The organism is Bacillus sp. NPDC093026 (assembly GCF_044754665.1).
Lineage (GTDB): Bacteria > Bacillota > Bacilli > Bacillales > Bacillaceae > Bacillus > Bacillus maqinnsis.
This window is the reverse complement of sequence record NZ_JBIVPN010000003.1, coordinates 87,703-105,407: the sequence shown is the minus strand read 5'-3', so window position 1 is coordinate 105,407 and position 17,705 is coordinate 87,703. Positions and strand designations below refer to the sequence as shown.

Here is a 17,705-nt window from a genome sequence, read left to right as displayed (position 1 = left end):
TTCAAAAAAGGACACTCCGTTGATGAGTGTCCTTTTCTTAAGATTCTTGATTTGTTTGTTCATTTTTCTTTTGAATCGCTTTTAGCTGGACGGAACGCTCTTCATTTTCTTCAAAGAATTGAACGAGATCCCCAATGCGGTCAATGCTATTCCAGCTTAGATGATGCTCAATGCCTTCTACATCATCATAAATTTTCTCTTCATCTACACCAATGATTCTTAAAAATTGCTCTAGCAGTTCATGTCTGTATACGAGACGTTTTCCAATCTTTTTGCCTTTAGGGGTTAAAATGAGACCACGGTATTTCTCATAAATGAGGTATTCATCTTTATCTAGCTTCTGAACCATTTTTGTTACAGAGGAGGGATGGACAGTGAGTGCTTCTGCAATATCAGATACTCTTGCATATCCTTTTTCTTCTATCAGCATATAAATTTGTTCAATATAATCTTCCATACTAGGTGTCGTCATAAAACCCCTCCAAAATGCACCTTTACTTAATAATCATAACAATTCTACACCATTGCCAATTAAAAAACAAGAACTGCAAATTGGCTTAGCGCTTGTAATTCCAATCATCCGAGGCGTATTTTGTTTTGGCAAGATGGTGGACAAAAGCTAATTCTTCATCTGTCAGCTCATATGGCACAAGCTCAATGTTGAGTCCTTTTTCAAAGCCTCGTTTAAATGCAACACGTGCATCATCTATTGTACATGTTTTGTCGGAGATTTCATTAATAGCGACGGCTTTATTTTTAAAGCTGCGTTGCATGCGTTCTCTCACCCGATCATTTGGGTAAATAAACAAATCGAACAACTTGTCCTCATCTAAGTCAATTAAGATTGAGCCGTGCTGCAAGATCACCCCTTTTTGTCTCGTTTGAGCACTGCCTGCTACCTTTCTGCCCTCTACAACAAGCTCATACCAAGAAGGGGCATCAAAGCACACAGAGGATCTTGGATTTTTTAAGCTTTCCTTTTCTTTTTCTGTACGAGGAATGGCAAAATACGCATCGAGTCCCAGTTCTTTAAAGCCCTCTAATATTCCTTCTGAAATCACACGGTACGCCTCTGTAACTGTCGCTGGCATCTCCGGGTGCTCTTCAGACACAATCACACTGTAGGTCAACTCCTGATCATGAAGAACACCTCGCCCTCCTGTTGGTCTGCGGACAAAACCTAAGCCATATCTTTGGACAGCTTCCATGTTAATTTCTTTTTCAACATGTTGAAAGTACCCGATAGACAATGTCGCCGGATTCCAACCATAAAAACGGATGACAGGCGGAATGAGCTTCTCGCTGTGCCAATAAAGCAGGGCTTCGTCCATCGCCATGTTAAAGGCAGGGTCTTGATTTCCTGTATCAATGAAACACCATTTCTCTTTTTGCATATAAAGATCCCTTCTCTTTTTACGTAGTCAATATTCGATGATGCTAGCCACCACCAGCTTTCACTCACCATCAGTCTATCAAATAGGGAAGGAATTGAAAATAATTCTTACCATTTATGATGACAAGTTTCTTTCGCTTTACTATAATAGTATTTGTCTAAAACGTACCATCGGACAGGTCACCCTGTGCTGATGTTCAAGAAGGAGTCGAGCCGTATTGCCAATATTCAATTATATCGTCCTCTCACTTTGTGGACTTTTTATTCTTTATTCAATCGGTAATTACATTTATCAGCAACGTATAATGAAAACGCTGACGGAAGAAGAATTTATTAAAGGTTACCGCAAAGCACAACTCATTGACGTGAGAGAGCCAAATGAGTTTGAAGGCGGACATATTTTAGGGGCAAGAAACATCCCACTTTCACAAATGAAGCAACGGAAAAATGAAATACGTCCTGACAAGCCTGTTTATCTTTATTGTCAAAATCATTTGAGAAGCGGAAAAGCAGCTCAAATTTTACGCAAAAACGGCTGTCGTGAGATTTATAATTTAAAAGGCGGCTTTAAAAAATGGGGCGGCCGGATTAAAACGAAGAACTAGCAAAAAGACTCTGGGGCTGGGGGGCTATTGCCCCCCCTTTGAGTCTTATTTTATTTTCTTTCAAAAACAAGTACCGGATGCCGCGCAGCCTTTGTTTCGTCCATTCGTTTGACAACCGTTGTATGCGGTGCTTCCTGAACCACTTCTGGATTCTCTTCTGCTTCTTTTGCAATTTGAATCATTGCTTCAATGAAGGCATCTAGTGTTTCTTTTGATTCTGTTTCAGTTGGTTCAATCATGATACATTCCTCTACATTGAGCGGGAAGTAGATCGTTGGCGGATGATAGCCAAAATCAAGTAAACGTTTGGCAATATCAAGCGTCCGAACGCCTAATTTCTTCTGACGTTTTCCTGAAAGGACAAATTCATGCTTACAATGACGATCAAATGGCAAATCATAATGAGCACATAAACGGCGCATCATATAGTTCGCATTTAACACCGCATGATCCGTTACAGCCTTCAGTCCATCAGGACCCATAGAGCGAATGTACGCATATGCCCTGACGTTAATGCCAAAGTTGCCATAGAACGGCTTCACCCGTCCAATTGATTCTGGACAATTGTAATCAAATAGAAAACGCCCTTCCTTCTTCACAAGCACTGGCTTTGGCAAGTAAGGAATCAAGTCCTTTTTCACTCCGACTGGACCTGATCCAGGACCTCCGCCTCCGTGGGGACCTGTAAAGGTTTTATGAAGGTTTAAGTGAACGACATCAAATCCCATATCCCCCGGTCTTGCGCGGCTTAAAACAGCATTTAAGTTGGCACCGTCATAGTAGAGCTTTCCGCCCGCTCCATGCACAATTTCTGCCATTTCTAATATATTTTCTTCGAATAATCCAAGCGTATTGGGGTTTGTGAGCATAAGAGCTGCTGTTTCATCATTGACAACGCGCTTTAAATCCTCTAAATCAACGAGACCATTTTCATCAGATGAGACTGTAATCGTCTCAAATCCAGCCACTGTAGCAGATGCAGGATTCGTTCCATGAGCAGAATCAGGAACAATGACTTTTGTCCGTTTATGATCACCTCGTGCTTCGTGGTATGCACGAATCATCATAAGCCCCGTCCATTCACCATGCGCTCCTGCAGCAGGCTGCAGCGTCACTGCATCCATCCCAGTAATTTCTTCAAGATGCTCACCAAGGTCATAGAGTAATTCTAATGCCCCTTGCACAGTGTCTGCATCTTGAAGTGGATGAACATGCGCAAAGCCGGCAAAGCGTGCGACTTTTTCGTTAATCTTTGGATTGTATTTCATCGTACAAGAGCCAAGAGGATAAAATCCGGAATCGACCCCGTGATTACGTCTTGAAAGTGCTGTGTAATGACGCATAATATCAAGTTCAGATACTTCAGGAAGCTCAGCATCCTCTTGACGGATATAGGTGTCATCAAACAAAGCTGGGAGCTCCTGCACAGGTACGTCTAGCTTAGGCAGACTATAACCAATTCTTCCTTCTTTGGACACTTCAAAAATAAGCGGCTGGTCTTGTTTACTCATGACGATCCCCCAATTCTTTGATGAACGTATCAATCTCTTCTTTTGTTCTTAGCTCTGTCACTGCAACAAGCATGTGCTGCTGAAACTGTGGATAGTCTAGGCCTAAGTCATAGCCTCCAATGATCCCTTTTTCAAGCAATCTTCTATTTGCTTCTTTCACAGGCTCTTTTAGCTTGATTACAAATTCATTAAAAATGGCTCCATCTACATCAGCCTGTAAGCCGTATTTTTCTGCCTGCGCTTTGGCATAATGGGCTTTTTGCACGTTTTGATACGCAATTTCTTTAATACCTGTTTTGCCAAGCGCCGTCATGGCAACAGAAGCTGCTAACGCATTTAATGCCTGATTGGAACAAATATTTGATGTCGCTTTATCTCTTCTAATGTGCTGTTCACGTGCTTGAAGTGTCAGCACAAATCCGCGAACACCATTTTCATCCTCTGTTTGCCCGACCAAACGGCCTGGGACTTTGCGCATTAATTTTTTAGTGACGGCGAAATAACCGCAATGAGGTCCGCCAAATGCAGCTGGAATCCCAAATGGCTGTGCATCACCGACGACAATATCTGCCCCAAGTTTTCCCGGAGGCGTCAGTAAACCAAGTGCAAGCGGATTACTCGATACGATGAATAAACTTTTTCCTTTATGCGCAATCGGTTCAATGTCTTTCAGTGGTTCTACCACACCGAAAAAGTTTGGATATTGCACAAGTACCGCCGCTGTCTCCTCGCAAACAGCCTCTTCTAATGCGGCGAAGTCAGTCTGCCCTTTTACAGCAGGCACTTCGACCACGTCGATATGCTGCCCTTTTGCATATGTTTTCAAAACAGCTCTTGATTCAGGATGAACGGTCTCAGAGACAACGATTTTTTTCTTTCTTGTATGTCCAGCCGCCAGCATTGCCGCTTCAGCTAATGCCGTTCCGCCATCATACATGGAGGAGTTGGCAAGATCCATTCCAGTGAGTTCGGCGATCATTGTTTGAAACTCAAAGATGGCCTGCAATTCACCTTGAGAAATCTCCGGCTGATATGGCGTATACGCTGTATAAAATTCAGAACGTGAGATCACATGATCCACTATGACGGGCTGATAATGATCATACACACCAGCACCAAGAAAAGATGCATACGACACGGTATCCTTGTTCTTTGCAGCAAGACGAGATAACTCCCTCTCAAGTTCTGTCTCAGATGCTGCCTGTCTAATGTTGTATGATCCTTTAAATCTCACCTTTTCTGGGATATCTGAAAAAAGCTCGTCAATCGACTGGACGCCGATGACATCCAGCATTTCTTTTTGATCTTGCTCTGTTTGCGGCAAATACCTGTGCTTCATCCTCTATTCCCCCTCGTTATTTGGCTCTTTTATAAAATGGTGTTGCGACGATTTTTGCTTTCAAACGCTTTTTACGAATTTGCACTTCAACTTCTTTCCCAAGCTGAGCAAAGGATGTTTGAATCAAGGCAAGTCCTACATTTTTCTTTAAGGTTGGAGATTGTGTGCCCGTTGTCACAAAACCAATTTGTTCGTCTCCTGAAAAGACCGGATAGTCTGTCCGCGGAATTCCTTTATCTATCATTTCGATCCCGACAAGCTTTCGCTTCGTTCCCTCTTCTTTTTGCTTTTTGAGCACGTCTTTCCCGATAAAATCTGTTTCTTTATCTATTTTCACAGCAAAACCAATCCCGCCTTCTAAAGGAGAAATTTCCTTTGTCAACTCTTGACCATAAAGAGGCAGCTTCGCTTCAAATCTTAAGGTGTCACGTGCACCGAGCCCGCACGGTATTAACCCTTTAGGATGGCCCGCTTCTAATAAAGCCGACCAAATGTGAACTGCATCTTCTGACTGGCAGTAGATTTCAAAGCCGTCTTCTCCTGTGTAGCCAGTTCTTGAGACAAGCACTTTTTTGTTAGCAACTGTCGCTTGTAATTGAAACGTAAATGGTTTCAATGATGTCACACTTTCATCTGAAACTTCCTTAATAATGTCAGCAGCAAGAGGCCCCTGCAATGCTAACAAGGCGATTTGATCAGAGACGTTTTGAATAGACACGTCACTTTCATTCTGGTGTTTCAACAACCAGTCAACATCTTTTTCAATATTTGATGCATTAATAACAAGCAAATAGTTGTTTTTTTCTTTTTGATAGACGAGCAGGTCATCCACCGTCCCGCCATTTTCATAACACATAGCTGTATACAGTGCCTTGCCGTCTGTCAGTTTAGACAAATCATTGGTTAATAATCTTTGTAAAAAATGAAAAGCATCATTCCCTTTTACTTCAACCTCTCCCATGTGAGAGACATCAAAAAGCCCTGCTTTTGTTCTGACAGCTTCATGTTCTTCTTTAATGGAAGAAAATTGGACAGGTAATTCCCAGCCCCCGAAGTCAATGGTCTTTGCGCCAAACATTTCATACACATGAAAAAGCGGTGTTCGTTTCAACATCAATCGTTTCCCCCTTTTTTTACAGTGCGAAACACAAGCTGAATTTTCAGAAAAATTACAGCAAAAAAGGACAGAGAGCTCCCTTTTATCAAAAAGAAGTCTCTGTCCTTGCACCTGAAAGTTTACAGCACAGCATCATTGTGCGTTTTCCCCTTTGGTGGTTTGCTAAAGCAATGAGCAAACACTCTCCAGAGTTGCGTCCGGTAAGAGTACTTTTGCCTGAGAGATTCACTGAACCATTTCAGCTTGCTCCTTCGGCGCCTGCCAGTGCTGAATAACCGCCAAGTCTCTCCCCATACCATCATCCGCTCATATTCTTCATATTAATTGGACATACTATCAAAATGAGTGACTGATTTTCTAGATCACTTAACAACATCCTACCATTAGAAACGGATAGAGAGCAATATAAAAATCATTAACATTTTTAAAATAATTATTCACTATCGTTCGCTTTTATCGTTATATGCAGACTTTTAAAGTCCTCTTAAAAAATGAAGCGTTTAAAAACAGAACAATTTCTTCATTACTTGATAGAAAGGTAGGCATTTACATTGAATATTCAAACGATTTTTGACCAAGAATGGACAAATGAATTTCAACATCGTCTTGCAAATGACGGTCCCTGGGCGAACTGGGACATGTATCGGTTGGCTGCGCAAGTTCAAAAAGTCACTGCGATTGACTCGTTCGAGGGCTTGCAGGCACCTGCACATCTGCCCGCCTTCACCCCTTTAAAGCACCAGCTTGAAGTAGCTAGAAGAGTTGTAGAAGAAATGAACGGAAAAGCCATTTTAGCAGATGAAGTTGGACTTGGAAAAACTGTTGAAGCAGGACTAATTATAAAAGAATATATGATTCGAGGGCTTGCCAAGAAAATTCTCATTCTCGTACCCGCTTCTCTTGTTTCTCAATGGGTACAAGAGCTTCGGACGAAATTTTATATTGATGCTGTCGAACAGAAAAAAAGCTATGTCTGGGAGCAATGTGACGTCGTTGTTTCTTCGATTGATACAGCGAAAAGAGAGCCGCATCGCAATACGATTTTATCAATCGCCTACGATATGGTCATTATCGATGAAGCACATAAGTTGAAAAACAACAAAACGAAAAATTATGAGTTTGTGAGAAATTTAAACAAGAAATTCTGCCTTCTGCTGACAGCCACGCCAATCCATAATCGAATTGGAGAAATTTTTAATCTTGTATCCCTTCTGAAGCCTGGTCATCTAGGAAATGAACACCAATTTAAAGATGTATTTGCAAAAAAAGACTTGCAGCTTGAAGATCATGATCGGTTAAAACAGCTAGTCAATAAAGTGATGATTCGTAACCGAAGACAGGACACGGGCATCGAGTGGTCAAAGCGGCATGTCAAGACGATTTCCATTGATTTCTCCCCAACAGAGCAAGCGTTATACGATGAAATTTGCAAGCTGAAAGAGAACCCGTCTTATACGAAACACATGTTTTCCATTATGACCTTGGAACGAGAATGTTGCTCAAGCCGTGAGGCCGTCTATATGACGATTAAAAAAATGCAGGAAGAAGAAAAACACATTCTAGGATCTTCTGCCATGGCGCAAATCATGGAGAAAATCAACCAAGTCGAGCAAAACTCAAAAGCACTAGAAGTGGTAAAACTCATTCAGCAGCTTAATGAGAAGGTCATTATCTTTACTGAATACCGCGCTACACAAATTTATTTACAATGGTTTCTGCAACAAAATGGGATCAGCTCTGTTCCTTTTAGAGGTGGTTTTAAACGGAGTAAGAAAGACTGGATGAAAGATTTATTTAGAGAGCGTGCTCAAGTATTAATTGCGACAGAAGCAGGCGGTGAGGGAATCAACCTTCAGTTTTGTAACCAGATCATCAATTATGATCTCCCATGGAACCCTATGCGCTTAGAACAGCGAATTGGGCGTATCCACCGCCTTGGGCAAAAGCGAGATGTCCACATTTATAATATGGCAACGAATGGAACAGTCGAGGAGCATATTTTGAAGCTTCTTTATGAAAAAATCCAACTGTTTGAAAACGTCATTGGAGATTTAGACGATATTTTAACACGTATTGATATTAAAGAGGCAGAAACGGAACTTCATCACATTTTATATCAAGCCCAATCTGACGGGGACATGAAAAAGAAATTAAGCCAATTTGCTTCCTACTTATCAAAAGTACAAACCCCGCTTTTGGAAAAAAGACAACAAGGCTCATAAAGGAGAGTTAATCTATGAAGCAGCATGACATTCACGCATTTCTTCTACGTTTTTTTCAGGCGAATCAATGTGACATTCTCGAAGAAAGTGCAGGCCATCTCACCGTACAGCTAACTGTTGAAATGGATAAAATGATCATGAACCGCCCTTTTTATTGGCATTGGCTCGAAAAAACAGGCGGTGTGCCTGAGCCGCGTCAATTGACACTTATCACAGATCAGCAGAAAGCAGGCAACACGATCGAAGGTGAATTTATTCATTTCGGCTCCCCTCGCTTGTTTCAAATTTTCGAGGCTGTCAAACAACAAGGCCGATTTATCCGCCTCTATGAACAAGTAACACCACTGACTAAGACCCAAATCGCATTGGAGCCTTGGCTTGGGATTAATGTGAAAATATCATATCTTGCAGATCGCAAAAAGGATAAGCTGCTGTCTCTTGGACTTCATCTCATACGAGGCGAGGTCGTAGAACAATTTCAAGAAAAGCTGGAAACACGCAAGCTGTCTTCCCAAATACCTGATTATTGTTTTACGATGAGTACAATGATTAAGCCTGAAAGCGGAGTCAAACGCCTCTATGGCCTGATGGAGCGTTATGCCCACGAAGAACCGAACGATTGGGCGATAAGGGCTGTTCAAAAGTGGAAGGAAGATTCGGAACTTTTAAACCAATTTTATGAAGGGACTTCAGATACATCTGTAGAATATGAAATAGAAAGACAAGCACTCAAAACTTTATATGAACCAAAAATCAGTCTTACGATTGAAAATGGCGGACTTTTCTACTTACAACAAAAAAGGGGCGGTTCACTAAAATCCAACTCCCTCCCCTTCATGTGACATACAATTTTCGATCAATCAAAAGCAAAGTTTGTCTATTTGTATTGGGCGGAAACATGACGCAAGCGAACCACGAGGACTTACCACCTTTGTCTTTCCATTTAATGCGTTAAGTGCCTGAAATACACGATTCAGTATTTTAGGAGGTATTTGTATGGAAAAGGAAATGAAAAAGCTAGACAGTGAATGGGTTCAGTTATTAACCGAAGCTCGTAAAGCAGGACTAACAGTCGAAGAAGTCCATCATTTTCTCAAATCGCACCAAAAGTCCTCTGAGTCTCTCCCACTGTAAGAAGTCATTCTATCAAACCTTTCTGAATGTGCTATAATATCGAAAGGAAGGTGATGACATTGATTGGCCAGCGTATTAAACAATACCGAAATGAAAAAGGCTACTCACTATCAGAACTGGCCGAAAAGGCTGGGGTAGCGAAGTCTTATTTAAGTTCAATAGAAAGAAACTTGCAAACAAACCCCTCCATTCAATTTCTTGAAAAAGTCTCCGCTGTTCTGGACGTCTCGGTTCATACACTGTTAAACGAAAAAGATGAAACCGAATACGATGGTCAATTAGATAGTGAATGGGAAAAACTAGTTCGAGATGCAATGACATCAGGAGTTTCGAAAAAGCAATTTCGTGAATTTTTAGATTATCAAATCTGGAAAAAACAGCAAGAAGAGGAGTAAAGCGCTCGTTTTAGCGCATACTCCTCCAATTGCTATGCAGAGGTTGATATCAGTCTAAAAGACTGCCTTTATTTTTTATCTTCGCTGTGTGCTTTTTCGTTTTCTTTACATAGCCTTTTTCATCCGTATGCTTTTTGGGATTGATCGTTAAACCATTCCACTGAGTCGCTTCGAAGGAAAGATCAATTTGAATCGCATCGCCTTGGTATTTATTTTGGATATAGTCGCCATCTTTATCCTTCGTCTGGTCATTGACAAATTCAATGATCATTTCCATGTTATCGTAATCAAATGGGTTCTTTGGAATGCCGTCATACTCTGGAGCCGTTGTTCCATCAACGGTTGCTACATTGATTTTACCACTTACATGTAAAAACTTCTTATCGACGGCATGACGAAGCTTCTCTTATGCCGCCTGATCCTGTTTTGAAGTTAACAGATACAAGTCAAATAGGTTCGCCTCCAACCGTGAGCCCACTAACTTGGAATTGGCTGAGGCATTCTTCCGATGAATTTTTCCCGCCATTCTTTGCAGAAGTTCCATCTTTAAACTGACTATCATCAAGACTCATCAGTACTTGGTTCATTGCAAGTGACCCCTTATTTTCAAAGTTAAATTCCTTCTGGTTTTACGTTTGCAAGGTGTAGCACCAGAGTATTCTTTTAGAGATAAATCTAGCTCCCCTGTAGAGTAGTAGACTGCATCTGCCTTTTCGACATTATTAAAAGCAGCCCAAGTTACCCCGCTAATTAAAGTCAGTCCTAATTCCCCTGATAATACACCCGAATTGATTTTTTGATTGCCATGAATGCCCCCTCATTAATTGTTTTATTGAAACCTGACTCGGTTACAAACGAAAAATTTATGCTTGTTTCTCTGACAATTGTAAATCATTCGCGCGTCTTCGATTCTTCGCGGCGCCAACATAATGAAGCGTAGAGTAAACTAGTAACATGACACCTGGTATAATGAGCAGCAGAGCTGTTCCAACTGCCGTACCGGCATATGAAAGAAGCTTTCCAGCATAAGGGATTTCAATTCCTGTGTCCTGTGCAACGACTTGATTTGCTTTGACCAGCGTCCCATTTTGAAAACTATTGTGATCCCCTTTAGTCTCGAACGACTTGCTTGTCCCATTTCCTTCCACATCAACAATTCGATGGGTCACAAAGGATACACCCTGATCATGTTTTGTTTGAAACGTCATAATATCCCCTGCCTTGAGAGCATCAGTTAATGTCATATCTTTTACCACAATCAGTGAACCAAGAGAGAACTCTGGTTCCATTGAGCCGGATAATACTTCCTTAAACTGATAACCAAAAATTTGCGGATCTCCACCTGCTGTTCTTGATGACAGCACTACAATAATAAATGCAATCATCCCTGTGAAAACAATGACATAAAGAATACTTCCGGTCATTTTCACCCATTTTTTCAAGATCCTTCTCCCCTTTAAATAACATCTTTCTCTCCTTTTATGGAAGCAGCCCGATTTAGGTCACCTTTTTCATAACACCTGGGAGAGCTGCATTTGTTTAGACCATAAAAACATTTTATTAGATGCGCTAAATCCTTTAGGTAATAGATTTTCAAAGCATAATTTCCGTTCGTTTTTCCTTTATCTGAGGTAATAATCGTCGGTTGTTTTAATCAAAGGTTGGGTGCTGATCCCTTTTCACCATCTTGTAAAGGCTTCTTCTCACTTGCTACTTTGTGAAGCTCCCACGTCCATTCAGAATGTGTCATTGTTCGTCCAATATTTTGAAGTGTAATACTTAGCTTATGCGGCGCACAAACCGTTTCCTTGATTGTCGTCTGGTCTATTAGCTTCACATCACTTTTATCCTATTTCTTAGGCTGACAATGCTGATCTGTTTGCTCAAAACTCTCACATGTTTTTGTCATAAAGTATGATTGCTCCACATCATTAAAAGAAGCGTATGTAGGTATCAATGAGACATGCATATCAAGCTCATGACACAAAAGAGAACAAAGAGCGCTTGTTTCATCAATTTCTTCAACTCCTTGAACAACTGTTCTTCTAAAATGTTCTTTAAAAAGAACAATTAAGCTCAGTATAAGGAAATAATGATAAAATCCAAAACGTCAAATTAGTCCATTATGTTCTTAAACGAGAACTTTTACGAGAAATTTCTTCCATTTCCTCATTCTTTTGCCATCATTCAGTAATTTTTCTCATATCAATTGTACTTAATAAAAAATGACATAAAAGTGTAGGAATTGGTAAGGATAATATCTATTGAGGTGATGTAAATTGAAATTTGGAGGTATCTGTATCATATTCAGTTTACTGATAGGCGTCATGATACAAGACATGAAAACTGTAGAGGCACTAGCATTAACGTCTCCCGCCGATCAATGGGAAAGACGGGCAGTTAATGAAGCAAAAAAACGATATCCGTTAGCTCACGTCCTATTTAAACAAAAAGTTTGGGACCGGCATCGGGATAAAGAATCTGTCAAACAGTATCATATTACATTAAAAGATCGCTCGAAAGAATTTGGGGTATTTGTGACCATCTCCTATAATACCTACTCAAACAAAGTGAATAAAGTCATTGTTGTTGAAGAATATAGCGAATGATGCAGCAAAAAACCGCCTGTTGGCGGCTTTATTTTTGTCGATGTCGATGACGTTTTAGTAGCATTGACAATCCAAACGGAAGAACACCAAATAAACGCTGTGAAAATGGCGGCTTCTTATCCATCTTTTCCTGCTTATGTTCCTTCCGCTCTTTACGTGGTGTGTTCATATATTTAATGATTTCCTCTGTCATATATTTCACATAGTCATTTGTTTTCAACGAACAATCACCCCTTCTTCTTTAAAGTGTTACCAAGAGCAGTGTCGTTTTATACACAGACTATTTAGCGATCGTCCATTTTACAATCTCTCTGCTCTGCCAATCAATCATCAACTCTCTTTTATCAGCTAAGCCATCTTTTGTTCTTACACTAATGGAAACATGTATGCGCTTTTTCTTTTGATCACACGCGAGACGTTGAATTGTCACATTCCCTTCTTTTCTCTCAAGGTGATAATTACGTTGATCGCAAAAGTGATCTAAATGCCTGATGACATCACTTACACCAACTCTCAATAAATGCTGTTTTTTATAAAAAGAAATGGTGAGTACTGCACTAGTTTGCTCTTTTTGTATACTGATCGTTATTGAGCCGAGAATCAAAAAGAAGAAAAGAATCGAAGCGAGTACGTGCGGATAGATAAACCCTTGCTCATTTCTCACGGTTTAGGAATCACTCCTTTATATGTGAAAAAGACAGCTTCATGCAACGTTCCAGATAAGTCTATGACTTGTAACATAGCTGTTTGCTGATCAGTCCTCACACGAATACGTTTGACTTTTTGTAAAAGAGGTAAATGTCCTGCCTGATCGATTCGTTTTCGAAGCATATCTTTGTATTGCTCAATTATCACAACTTGGCCTTGTTCGGTTATAAATTCTAGAGCTCCTCCTTTGTTCACCATTCTTACAGCAACAGCACGATTCAGTTCATCATCTAATTGTTGCACCGTTTGTTTCCATTCCATATGTGAAAATTGATTGATATCTTCAAATGGTCTGGCTTTTTCAGCGAAAGAAAAGAGCATGATACAACCAAAGGTGAGAAACAAATACAGTTGAATTTGCCACAATGCTTGAACAAGGGTAAACCCATACTCATCATTCAATAGCGCTAAGGCATATGGTCTGTTGTTTTTGCAATTTGTAAGATACGCATCCCTCCTGTTCACTCCACTTGACTTCATAGACGATCTCGCCCCTTTTCTCTTTGACTGATTGTTTACTTTCTGCCAAGAAAGCTGCATTCATTTGTTCATGTAACACTTGGTAGGCTTCAAGCCTTGCCCTTAATTCTTTTTTCCCAACCACTAGTTTCTCATAGTTGGGGATGAGTATGAGAGAAGCGAATATGAAGAGATGACATGCAAAAAGCATCTCGATCGTACTAAAACCTCTACTGTTTTTGAACATGAATTCGTCCGCTCCCTAAATAGACGGTAAGCTTATACGTTTGACTTCCAAATTGTAAAATGAGGGAACCTCCGCTGCTTGGATTTCCATTTACATTAAAATGGATGGGTTGTTGAAATGTAGATTGCTGGATACTTCCATTTTTATTTTGATATGAAGCAATCACCCGATCTTTGTTTTTAACTATCACCTGATAGGATAAATCCGATTGGTGAAAATGAACGTCAACACCGGTTTTCTCGATAAATGCTGTATAAGAGGCTAACTGGAGATCTTGTTTAATGACATTCATTTGTTTTTTCGCTTCTGCACTTTCTAATATGCTTGGAACCTTTCCTACGATGATTGAAAGAAGAATAGATAAAACAAGTAATATCATGAGCTGTTCAATAAGTGTAAACCCCTTCTCCTGTGAAACCAACTTATTCATTTTTCACGTCGCCATTTTGAATCACAATGGCTTTTCCGTTAGGACATGCTAACCCTTTTTTGACATAACCTTCTTTTTCTAATTCAGATAATGACGGCGTTTTACCATCATGCTCTAATTCATAAGCCATCACCTGTGTACTTACCATTGACTTTAAACCGTCACAGCCTTTTGCTTGAATGCTTTGATGATGCCGTGTGATATTTGGTATAGTAATGAGTAAAAGGATAGAAATAACGAGCATGACAATTAACATTTCTAACAGAGTAAAAGCTTTTTCATTCATCCATGAGTCCTCCTTCTTACACTTGATCCATCAGTTGATACATAGGTAAAAGAATGGATAAATACACGATTAAAATGAGGAGTGCTGTCAAACCATAAATCACTGGCTGCAACCATAAAACCCATTTTTCAATTTTCAACTCTGCATTCTCTAATAAAAACTGACTATACGTGTAAAGTTCTCTCGCAAGCATCCCGCTTGCTTCACCATGCTTGATCACTGCTGCGAAATGTCTTTCGAAAAAAGGATACTGACCCACTTGAGCTTCCATTGTCTCTCCTTTTCTTAAATCTTTGATCATCTGTTCAGATATCTCTTGAAGAAAGGGTAAATAATTTTGCTGTTTGAAGGCTTGTAAGCTTTCATATACAGATAATCCAGCTTGAAGAAGACCACTTAGTTGAAGAGAAAAAAGATAGGTATGCATCAGCTGCATCCCTTTATACATGATCGGCAGCCGGCTCATCATTCTCAGTTTCTCAAGTGCAGTTTTTTTCTTAAAACAGAGATAATAATATCCAGCGAGACAGATACTTACACCACCGATTGTAATCAAGAAATAATGTAAAAATTGAAAGGTGCTAAACATCCCTTGAATCAACCAAGATGCTTGGGTGTCCATAGAGGAATACAAAAGAGAAAATTGAGGTATGATCATCTGTTGAACGAGTGTGAGAACAACCCCCACCGTAAACATGAGGAAGATCGGATACCGTAACATGCGTTTCATCGTATCCATTTGTACGAGCTTTTTTTCTAAGAATAGTGAACTTTGTTCTAAAGCACGTGACAGACTGCCATGCTTCTCTGAAAAACAGAGAATCGCAATGACCTCTCGTTGGAAGCACAGCTTCTCTAAAACAAGATAAAATGGTTCTCCTTCAATCAACCACTGAATTCCTTTTGTTAATAGGTGATTTTGTTTCTCTGTTAACTGAATATTCATCATCGTTAGTGCATCAATCAATGTATATCCAGATTGAATTAATTGGCCAAGTTTTGATAGAAATTCAGCTTGTTCTTTTCTAGACCATGCTTTAGAGTGTCGATTCTTCATAAACCCAGCGATGATAGGTGTTTTTAGATAAATAGCCAAGCGCAACTCCTTTACGAATTAATCTTTGCAGTGTTTCATATGATGCATGAGCGTGTTCTCCTTTTGCTTCTTTTATACACTCACTAAGCTCTTTTCCGTACAGCAGTTCAAACACATTTGTACGTCTGGCTGTTCGGTTTAATTTACAGTAAAGCTGGCACGTTTCACCACAAAAAGGACATGTTATATCTATTAATCGCTGTGCGGCAATCGCCACCATTGTTTGTTCAATCTCATTTAGCGTTACACCAAATTCAAGCATTCGATAAAGGGCTCCTTTTGCATTTTTCGCATGTAATGTACTCATTACTAAATGTCCAGTCATCGCAGCTCTAATTGCCGTTTGCGCCGTTTCAGCATCTCTTATTTCACCTAGCACAATCATGTCTGGATCATGTCTTAAAATGGCTCGTAAACCTGCCGCATACGTAATGCCAGCTTTCTCATTTACTTGCACTTGTAAAACTTCTTCATTTCTAGTCTCAACAGGATCTTCAAGCGTAATAATATTTCGATTAAAGTGTTTTTTTGCAAATTGGATCAACGAATAGAGTGTCGTGGTTTTTCCTGAATTTGTTGGTCCAGTAAATAAAATAAGTCCGTGTGAATGATTAAGAAACGATAATAATCTTGCGGAAGCTTTTGGGAATAAAGAGAGATTTTTTGTTTCTGGCACATGTTCTTGCGGTAAAAGTCTAATAACTAGACTTTCATCATACACAGTTGGCAATGTAGACATCCGAACAAAGACTTGACCAGTTCTTAGCATGACAGCTAATGACCCATTTTGCGGTCTCCTTTTTTCACCGATATCCATTGATGATAAAAATTTAAAATGAGCAATTAACCGCTCCCCACTCTTTTTATCAATGATTCGTTTTTGAATCAAATCCGAGTCTACTCGAAAAGAAACAGAAGCTTCTTTTTCTCTTGGGACAATGTGCACATCAGATGCTCTCATTCGGCATGCTTCTTCTAGCAAATCTTGTCCTAAATATTCAATACCATACAAGCTGTCCACTCCTTTCTCTGACCATATTGTAAAGTGGGGAAGCCAGCCTGACAAAAAGGTATCCTGTCATTTTAGAGATTGATAAAGCGTTAAAATCATCAAAACAGTGTGTGTTTTCATCGATTTCAACAATACACCATATAAAAAAACCTGACTTTTACAAGTACAGGTTTTTTTGATCATGTAGCTTCTTGCTGTGGCTCTTCAAAGATACGGAATCCTCTTTCTTCTAATGCTTTCGCAAGGCTATGTTCAGTTTTCACATTTGAGAAATCAATTCCTAGTTTCACAACGGTTTGAGCAATCTCTGGACGAATGCCTGAAATGATTGCTTCAATCCCTAGAAGCTTTGCGCTATCGACCACTTTAAACAACTGATAAGCGACCATCGTATCAACTATCGGTACACCAGAAATATCAATGAATAAATGTGTCAATCGCAATCTTGAAGCCTGTTCTAGGACGGACTCCAAAATGATTTTGGCTCGGTACGTATCAATTTCACCAATGAGCGGCAACACACCGATCTCTTTAGACACTGGAATGACAGGTGCGCTTAGTTCTTGAATCATCTCTCTTTGCGCATTTAACTGATTCAGTGTCACACGGTCATATTCTTTTGATAAACGTTCAATCATATTATCAAAGGTTGAGTGAAAGTGCTGATTCCAAGCACAAACATCTTTCAGAGTGATCTCAAGCTTAGTTTGTTGCGTGAATAATTCAATTCTCGAACAGAAAATACGACGAAACACCTTAAATTGCCTTATGATTTCATATAACGGTACCTCATGAACTGCACGATCGCGTGCGATATCAATCGACCACTTTTTCAAATGGTTCTCTACTTTGTCTGATTCAGCCACAAGTGTCTCAGCAATGGTTTGAATAAACGCAGTGTTTTGCTCCTTTAGCTTGTTTTCTGTCTCTTTTGATGCATGTTTAGAATATAATGAGCCTAATTCTTCCGTTCTTGTTTTCAGCCATTCTTCGGTCATAGCAGAGGCTTCTTTTAAAATAAATTTATATAATTGCTCAGATTTCTCTCTTTTCATTTACTTTCTTCACTCCTTTTCCACTTAAGACTAGTGACATCGCAACTTTTATGTATAAATGAAAGCAGAAGGTGAACAATATCAATA

At 39.8% G+C, this 17,705-nt stretch carries 22 protein-coding genes, 1 pseudogene and 2 riboswitches; of the genes and pseudogenes, 6 read left to right on the top strand and 17 right to left on the bottom strand.

Features of this window, described 5'->3' with window-relative positions; genetic code table 11:
- Nucleotides 1–37: 37 nt before the first annotated feature.
- Nucleotides 38–472, bottom strand: coding sequence for a transcriptional regulator MntR (gene mntR, locus ACIQCE_RS09525; protein WP_353855264.1), 435 nt, complete (start codon nt 470–472; stop codon nt 38–40).
- Nucleotides 473–557: 85 nt separating this feature from the next.
- Nucleotides 558–1,394, bottom strand: coding sequence for a lipoate--protein ligase family protein (locus ACIQCE_RS09520; protein ID WP_400494592.1), 837 nt, complete (start codon nt 1,392–1,394; stop codon nt 558–560).
- 223 nt (nt 1,395–1,617) lie between these two features.
- On the opposite strand from ACIQCE_RS09520, the gene ACIQCE_RS09515 reads away from it, so the two are divergent.
- On the top strand, nt 1,618–1,998 hold the full coding sequence (locus ACIQCE_RS09515) for a rhodanese-like domain-containing protein (RefSeq protein WP_353856509.1): 381 nt from the start codon (nt 1,618–1,620) through the stop codon (nt 1,996–1,998).
- A gap of 50 nt (nt 1,999–2,048) precedes the next feature.
- Here the strand turns inward: ACIQCE_RS09515 and gcvPB are convergent, their stop codons facing one another.
- From gcvPB to gcvT, 3 genes are read right to left on the bottom strand one after another with little or no spacing between them, the layout of a single operon-like run.
- Nucleotides 2,049–3,509 carry an aminomethyl-transferring glycine dehydrogenase subunit GcvPB gene (gcvPB, locus tag ACIQCE_RS09510; protein ID WP_400494591.1) on the bottom strand — a complete coding sequence of 487 codons (1,461 nt, stop codon included), beginning with the start codon at nt 3,507–3,509 and terminating at the stop codon, nt 2,049–2,051.
- Nucleotides 3,502–4,848, bottom strand: coding sequence for an aminomethyl-transferring glycine dehydrogenase subunit GcvPA (gene gcvPA / locus ACIQCE_RS09505; protein ID WP_400494590.1), 1,347 nt, complete (start codon nt 4,846–4,848; stop codon nt 3,502–3,504). Before gcvPA ends, gcvPB begins: the two co-directional genes overlap by 8 nt.
- A gap of 16 nt (nt 4,849–4,864) precedes the next feature.
- Complete coding sequence (gene gcvT, locus ACIQCE_RS09500) at nt 4,865–5,962, bottom strand: glycine cleavage system aminomethyltransferase GcvT (RefSeq protein ID WP_400494589.1); 1,098 nt, start codon at nt 5,960–5,962, stop codon at nt 4,865–4,867.
- Between the two features lie 100 nt (nt 5,963–6,062).
- A riboswitch (glycine riboswitch) is annotated at nt 6,063–6,156 on the bottom strand.
- Nucleotides 6,157–6,159: 3 nt separating this feature from the next.
- Nucleotides 6,160–6,267, bottom strand: a riboswitch (glycine riboswitch).
- Between the two features lie 249 nt (nt 6,268–6,516).
- Between gcvT and ACIQCE_RS09495 the strand changes: the two genes are divergently transcribed.
- The 4 genes from ACIQCE_RS09495 to sinR all read left to right on the top strand — a co-directional run bounded on the left by ACIQCE_RS09495 (nt 6,517) and on the right by sinR (nt 9,716).
- Nucleotides 6,517–8,187, top strand: a complete 1,671-nt coding sequence (locus ACIQCE_RS09495) for a DEAD/DEAH box helicase (protein WP_400494588.1) — start codon at nt 6,517–6,519, stop codon at nt 8,185–8,187.
- A gap of 14 nt (nt 8,188–8,201) precedes the next feature.
- Nucleotides 8,202–9,029, top strand: coding sequence for a YqhG family protein (locus tag ACIQCE_RS09490; protein WP_400494587.1), 828 nt, complete (start codon nt 8,202–8,204; stop codon nt 9,027–9,029).
- A 154-nt stretch (nt 9,030–9,183) separates the two neighbouring features.
- Entirely contained in the window at nt 9,184–9,321 is a 138-nt protein-coding gene (locus ACIQCE_RS09485) for an anti-repressor SinI family protein (protein ID WP_400494586.1), read from the top strand.
- 59 nt (nt 9,322–9,380) lie between these two features.
- The gene (sinR, locus tag ACIQCE_RS09480) at nt 9,381–9,716 is read left to right on the top strand and encodes a transcriptional regulator SinR (RefSeq protein ID WP_353856507.1); all 336 of its coding nucleotides are present in this window, start codon (nt 9,381–9,383) and stop codon (nt 9,714–9,716) included.
- 68 nt (nt 9,717–9,784) lie between these two features.
- On the opposite strand, the pseudogene ACIQCE_RS09475 reads toward sinR, so the two are convergent.
- From ACIQCE_RS09475 to ACIQCE_RS09465, 3 genes and pseudogenes are all read right to left on the bottom strand, one after another.
- Nucleotides 9,785–10,527, bottom strand: a pseudogene (locus ACIQCE_RS09475) (TasA family protein).
- Nucleotides 10,528–10,579: 52 nt separating this feature from the next.
- The gene (sipW, locus tag ACIQCE_RS09470; RefSeq protein ID WP_400494585.1) at nt 10,580–11,158 is read right to left on the bottom strand and encodes a signal peptidase I SipW; all 579 of its coding nucleotides are present in this window, start codon (nt 11,156–11,158) and stop codon (nt 10,580–10,582) included.
- 212 nt (nt 11,159–11,370) lie between these two features.
- Nucleotides 11,371–11,553, bottom strand: coding sequence for a hypothetical protein (locus ACIQCE_RS09465; protein ID WP_400494584.1), 183 nt, complete (start codon nt 11,551–11,553; stop codon nt 11,371–11,373).
- A gap of 490 nt (nt 11,554–12,043) precedes the next feature.
- On the opposite strand from ACIQCE_RS09465, the gene ACIQCE_RS09460 reads away from it, so the two are divergent.
- The gene (locus ACIQCE_RS09460; RefSeq protein ID WP_400494980.1) at nt 12,044–12,325 is read left to right on the top strand and encodes a DUF3889 domain-containing protein; all 282 of its coding nucleotides are present in this window, start codon (nt 12,044–12,046) and stop codon (nt 12,323–12,325) included.
- Nucleotides 12,326–12,353: 28 nt separating this feature from the next.
- On the opposite strand, the gene ACIQCE_RS09455 is transcribed toward ACIQCE_RS09460, so the two are convergent.
- From ACIQCE_RS09455 to ACIQCE_RS09415, 9 genes are all read right to left on the bottom strand, one after another.
- Complete coding sequence (locus ACIQCE_RS09455) at nt 12,354–12,545, bottom strand: YqzE family protein (RefSeq protein ID WP_400494583.1); 192 nt, start codon at nt 12,543–12,545, stop codon at nt 12,354–12,356.
- Nucleotides 12,546–12,605: 60 nt separating this feature from the next.
- Nucleotides 12,606–12,989 (bottom strand): competence type IV pilus minor pilin ComGG, encoded by a 384-nt coding sequence (comGG, locus tag ACIQCE_RS09450; protein ID WP_400494582.1) that lies wholly within the window; start codon nt 12,987–12,989, stop codon nt 12,606–12,608.
- On the bottom strand, nt 12,986–13,513 hold the full coding sequence (gene comGF, locus ACIQCE_RS09445) for a competence type IV pilus minor pilin ComGF (protein WP_400494581.1): 528 nt from the start codon (nt 13,511–13,513) through the stop codon (nt 12,986–12,988). Before comGF ends, comGG begins: the two co-directional genes overlap by 4 nt.
- Entirely contained in the window at nt 13,428–13,703 is a 276-nt protein-coding gene (locus ACIQCE_RS09440; RefSeq protein ID WP_400494978.1) for a type II secretion system protein, read from the bottom strand. The genes comGF and ACIQCE_RS09440 overlap by 86 nt, the downstream gene beginning before the upstream one ends.
- 19 nt (nt 13,704–13,722) lie before the next feature.
- Nucleotides 13,723–14,169, bottom strand: coding sequence for a competence type IV pilus minor pilin ComGD (gene comGD / locus ACIQCE_RS09435; RefSeq protein ID WP_400494580.1), 447 nt, complete (start codon nt 14,167–14,169; stop codon nt 13,723–13,725).
- A complete protein-coding gene (comGC, locus tag ACIQCE_RS09430; RefSeq protein WP_353855251.1) occupies nt 14,162–14,455 on the bottom strand; it encodes a competence type IV pilus major pilin ComGC in 294 nt (97 codons plus the stop codon). Before comGC ends, comGD begins: the two co-directional genes overlap by 8 nt.
- Nucleotides 14,456–14,471: 16 nt before the next feature.
- Nucleotides 14,472–15,551, bottom strand: a complete 1,080-nt coding sequence (gene comGB / locus ACIQCE_RS09425; protein ID WP_400494578.1) for a competence type IV pilus assembly protein ComGB — start codon at nt 15,549–15,551, stop codon at nt 14,472–14,474.
- Nucleotides 15,493–16,563 carry a competence type IV pilus ATPase ComGA gene (gene comGA / locus ACIQCE_RS09420; protein WP_400494577.1) on the bottom strand — a complete coding sequence of 357 codons (1,071 nt, stop codon included), beginning with the start codon at nt 16,561–16,563 and terminating at the stop codon, nt 15,493–15,495. The genes comGB and comGA overlap by 59 nt, the downstream gene beginning before the upstream one ends.
- A gap of 179 nt (nt 16,564–16,742) precedes the next feature.
- The gene (locus tag ACIQCE_RS09415) at nt 16,743–17,618 is read right to left on the bottom strand and encodes an STAS domain-containing protein (RefSeq protein WP_400494576.1); all 876 of its coding nucleotides are present in this window, start codon (nt 17,616–17,618) and stop codon (nt 16,743–16,745) included.
- Nucleotides 17,619–17,705 lie beyond the last annotated feature (87 nt).

Bases quoted from the DNA above. Each gene is read 5' to 3' on its own strand.
- mntR (WP_353855264.1), bottom strand. From the start codon at position 472: ATGACGACACCTAGTATGGAAGATTATATTGAACAAATTTATATGCTG.
- ACIQCE_RS09520 (WP_400494592.1), bottom strand. From the start codon at position 1,394: ATGCAAAAAGAGAAATGGTGTTTCATTGATACAGGAAATCAAGACCCT.
- gcvPB (WP_400494591.1), bottom strand. From the start codon at position 3,509: ATGAGTAAACAAGACCAGCCGCTTATTTTTGAAGTGTCCAAAGAAGGA.
- gcvPA (WP_400494590.1), bottom strand. From the start codon at position 4,848: ATGAAGCACAGGTATTTGCCGCAAACAGAGCAAGATCAAAAAGAAATG.
- gcvT (WP_400494589.1), bottom strand. From the start codon at position 5,962: ATGTTGAAACGAACACCGCTTTTTCATGTGTATGAAATGTTTGGCGCA.
- ACIQCE_RS09490 (WP_400494587.1), top strand. From the start codon at position 8,202: ATGAAGCAGCATGACATTCACGCATTTCTTCTACGTTTTTTTCAGGCG.
- ACIQCE_RS09485 (WP_400494586.1), top strand. From the start codon at position 9,184: ATGGAAAAGGAAATGAAAAAGCTAGACAGTGAATGGGTTCAGTTATTA.
- ACIQCE_RS09460 (WP_400494980.1), top strand. From the start codon at position 12,044: ATGATACAAGACATGAAAACTGTAGAGGCACTAGCATTAACGTCTCCC.
- comGF (WP_400494581.1), bottom strand. From the start codon at position 13,513: ATGAAGTCAAGTGGAGTGAACAGGAGGGATGCGTATCTTACAAATTGC.
- ACIQCE_RS09440 (WP_400494978.1), bottom strand. From the start codon at position 13,703: ATGCTTTTTGCATGTCATCTCTTCATATTCGCTTCTCTCATACTCATC.
- comGD (WP_400494580.1), bottom strand. From the start codon at position 14,169: ATGAATAAGTTGGTTTCACAGGAGAAGGGGTTTACACTTATTGAACAG.
- comGC (WP_353855251.1), bottom strand. From the start codon at position 14,455: ATGAATGAAAAAGCTTTTACTCTGTTAGAAATGTTAATTGTCATGCTC.
- ACIQCE_RS09415 (WP_400494576.1), bottom strand. From the start codon at position 17,618: ATGAAAAGAGAGAAATCTGAGCAATTATATAAATTTATTTTAAAAGAA.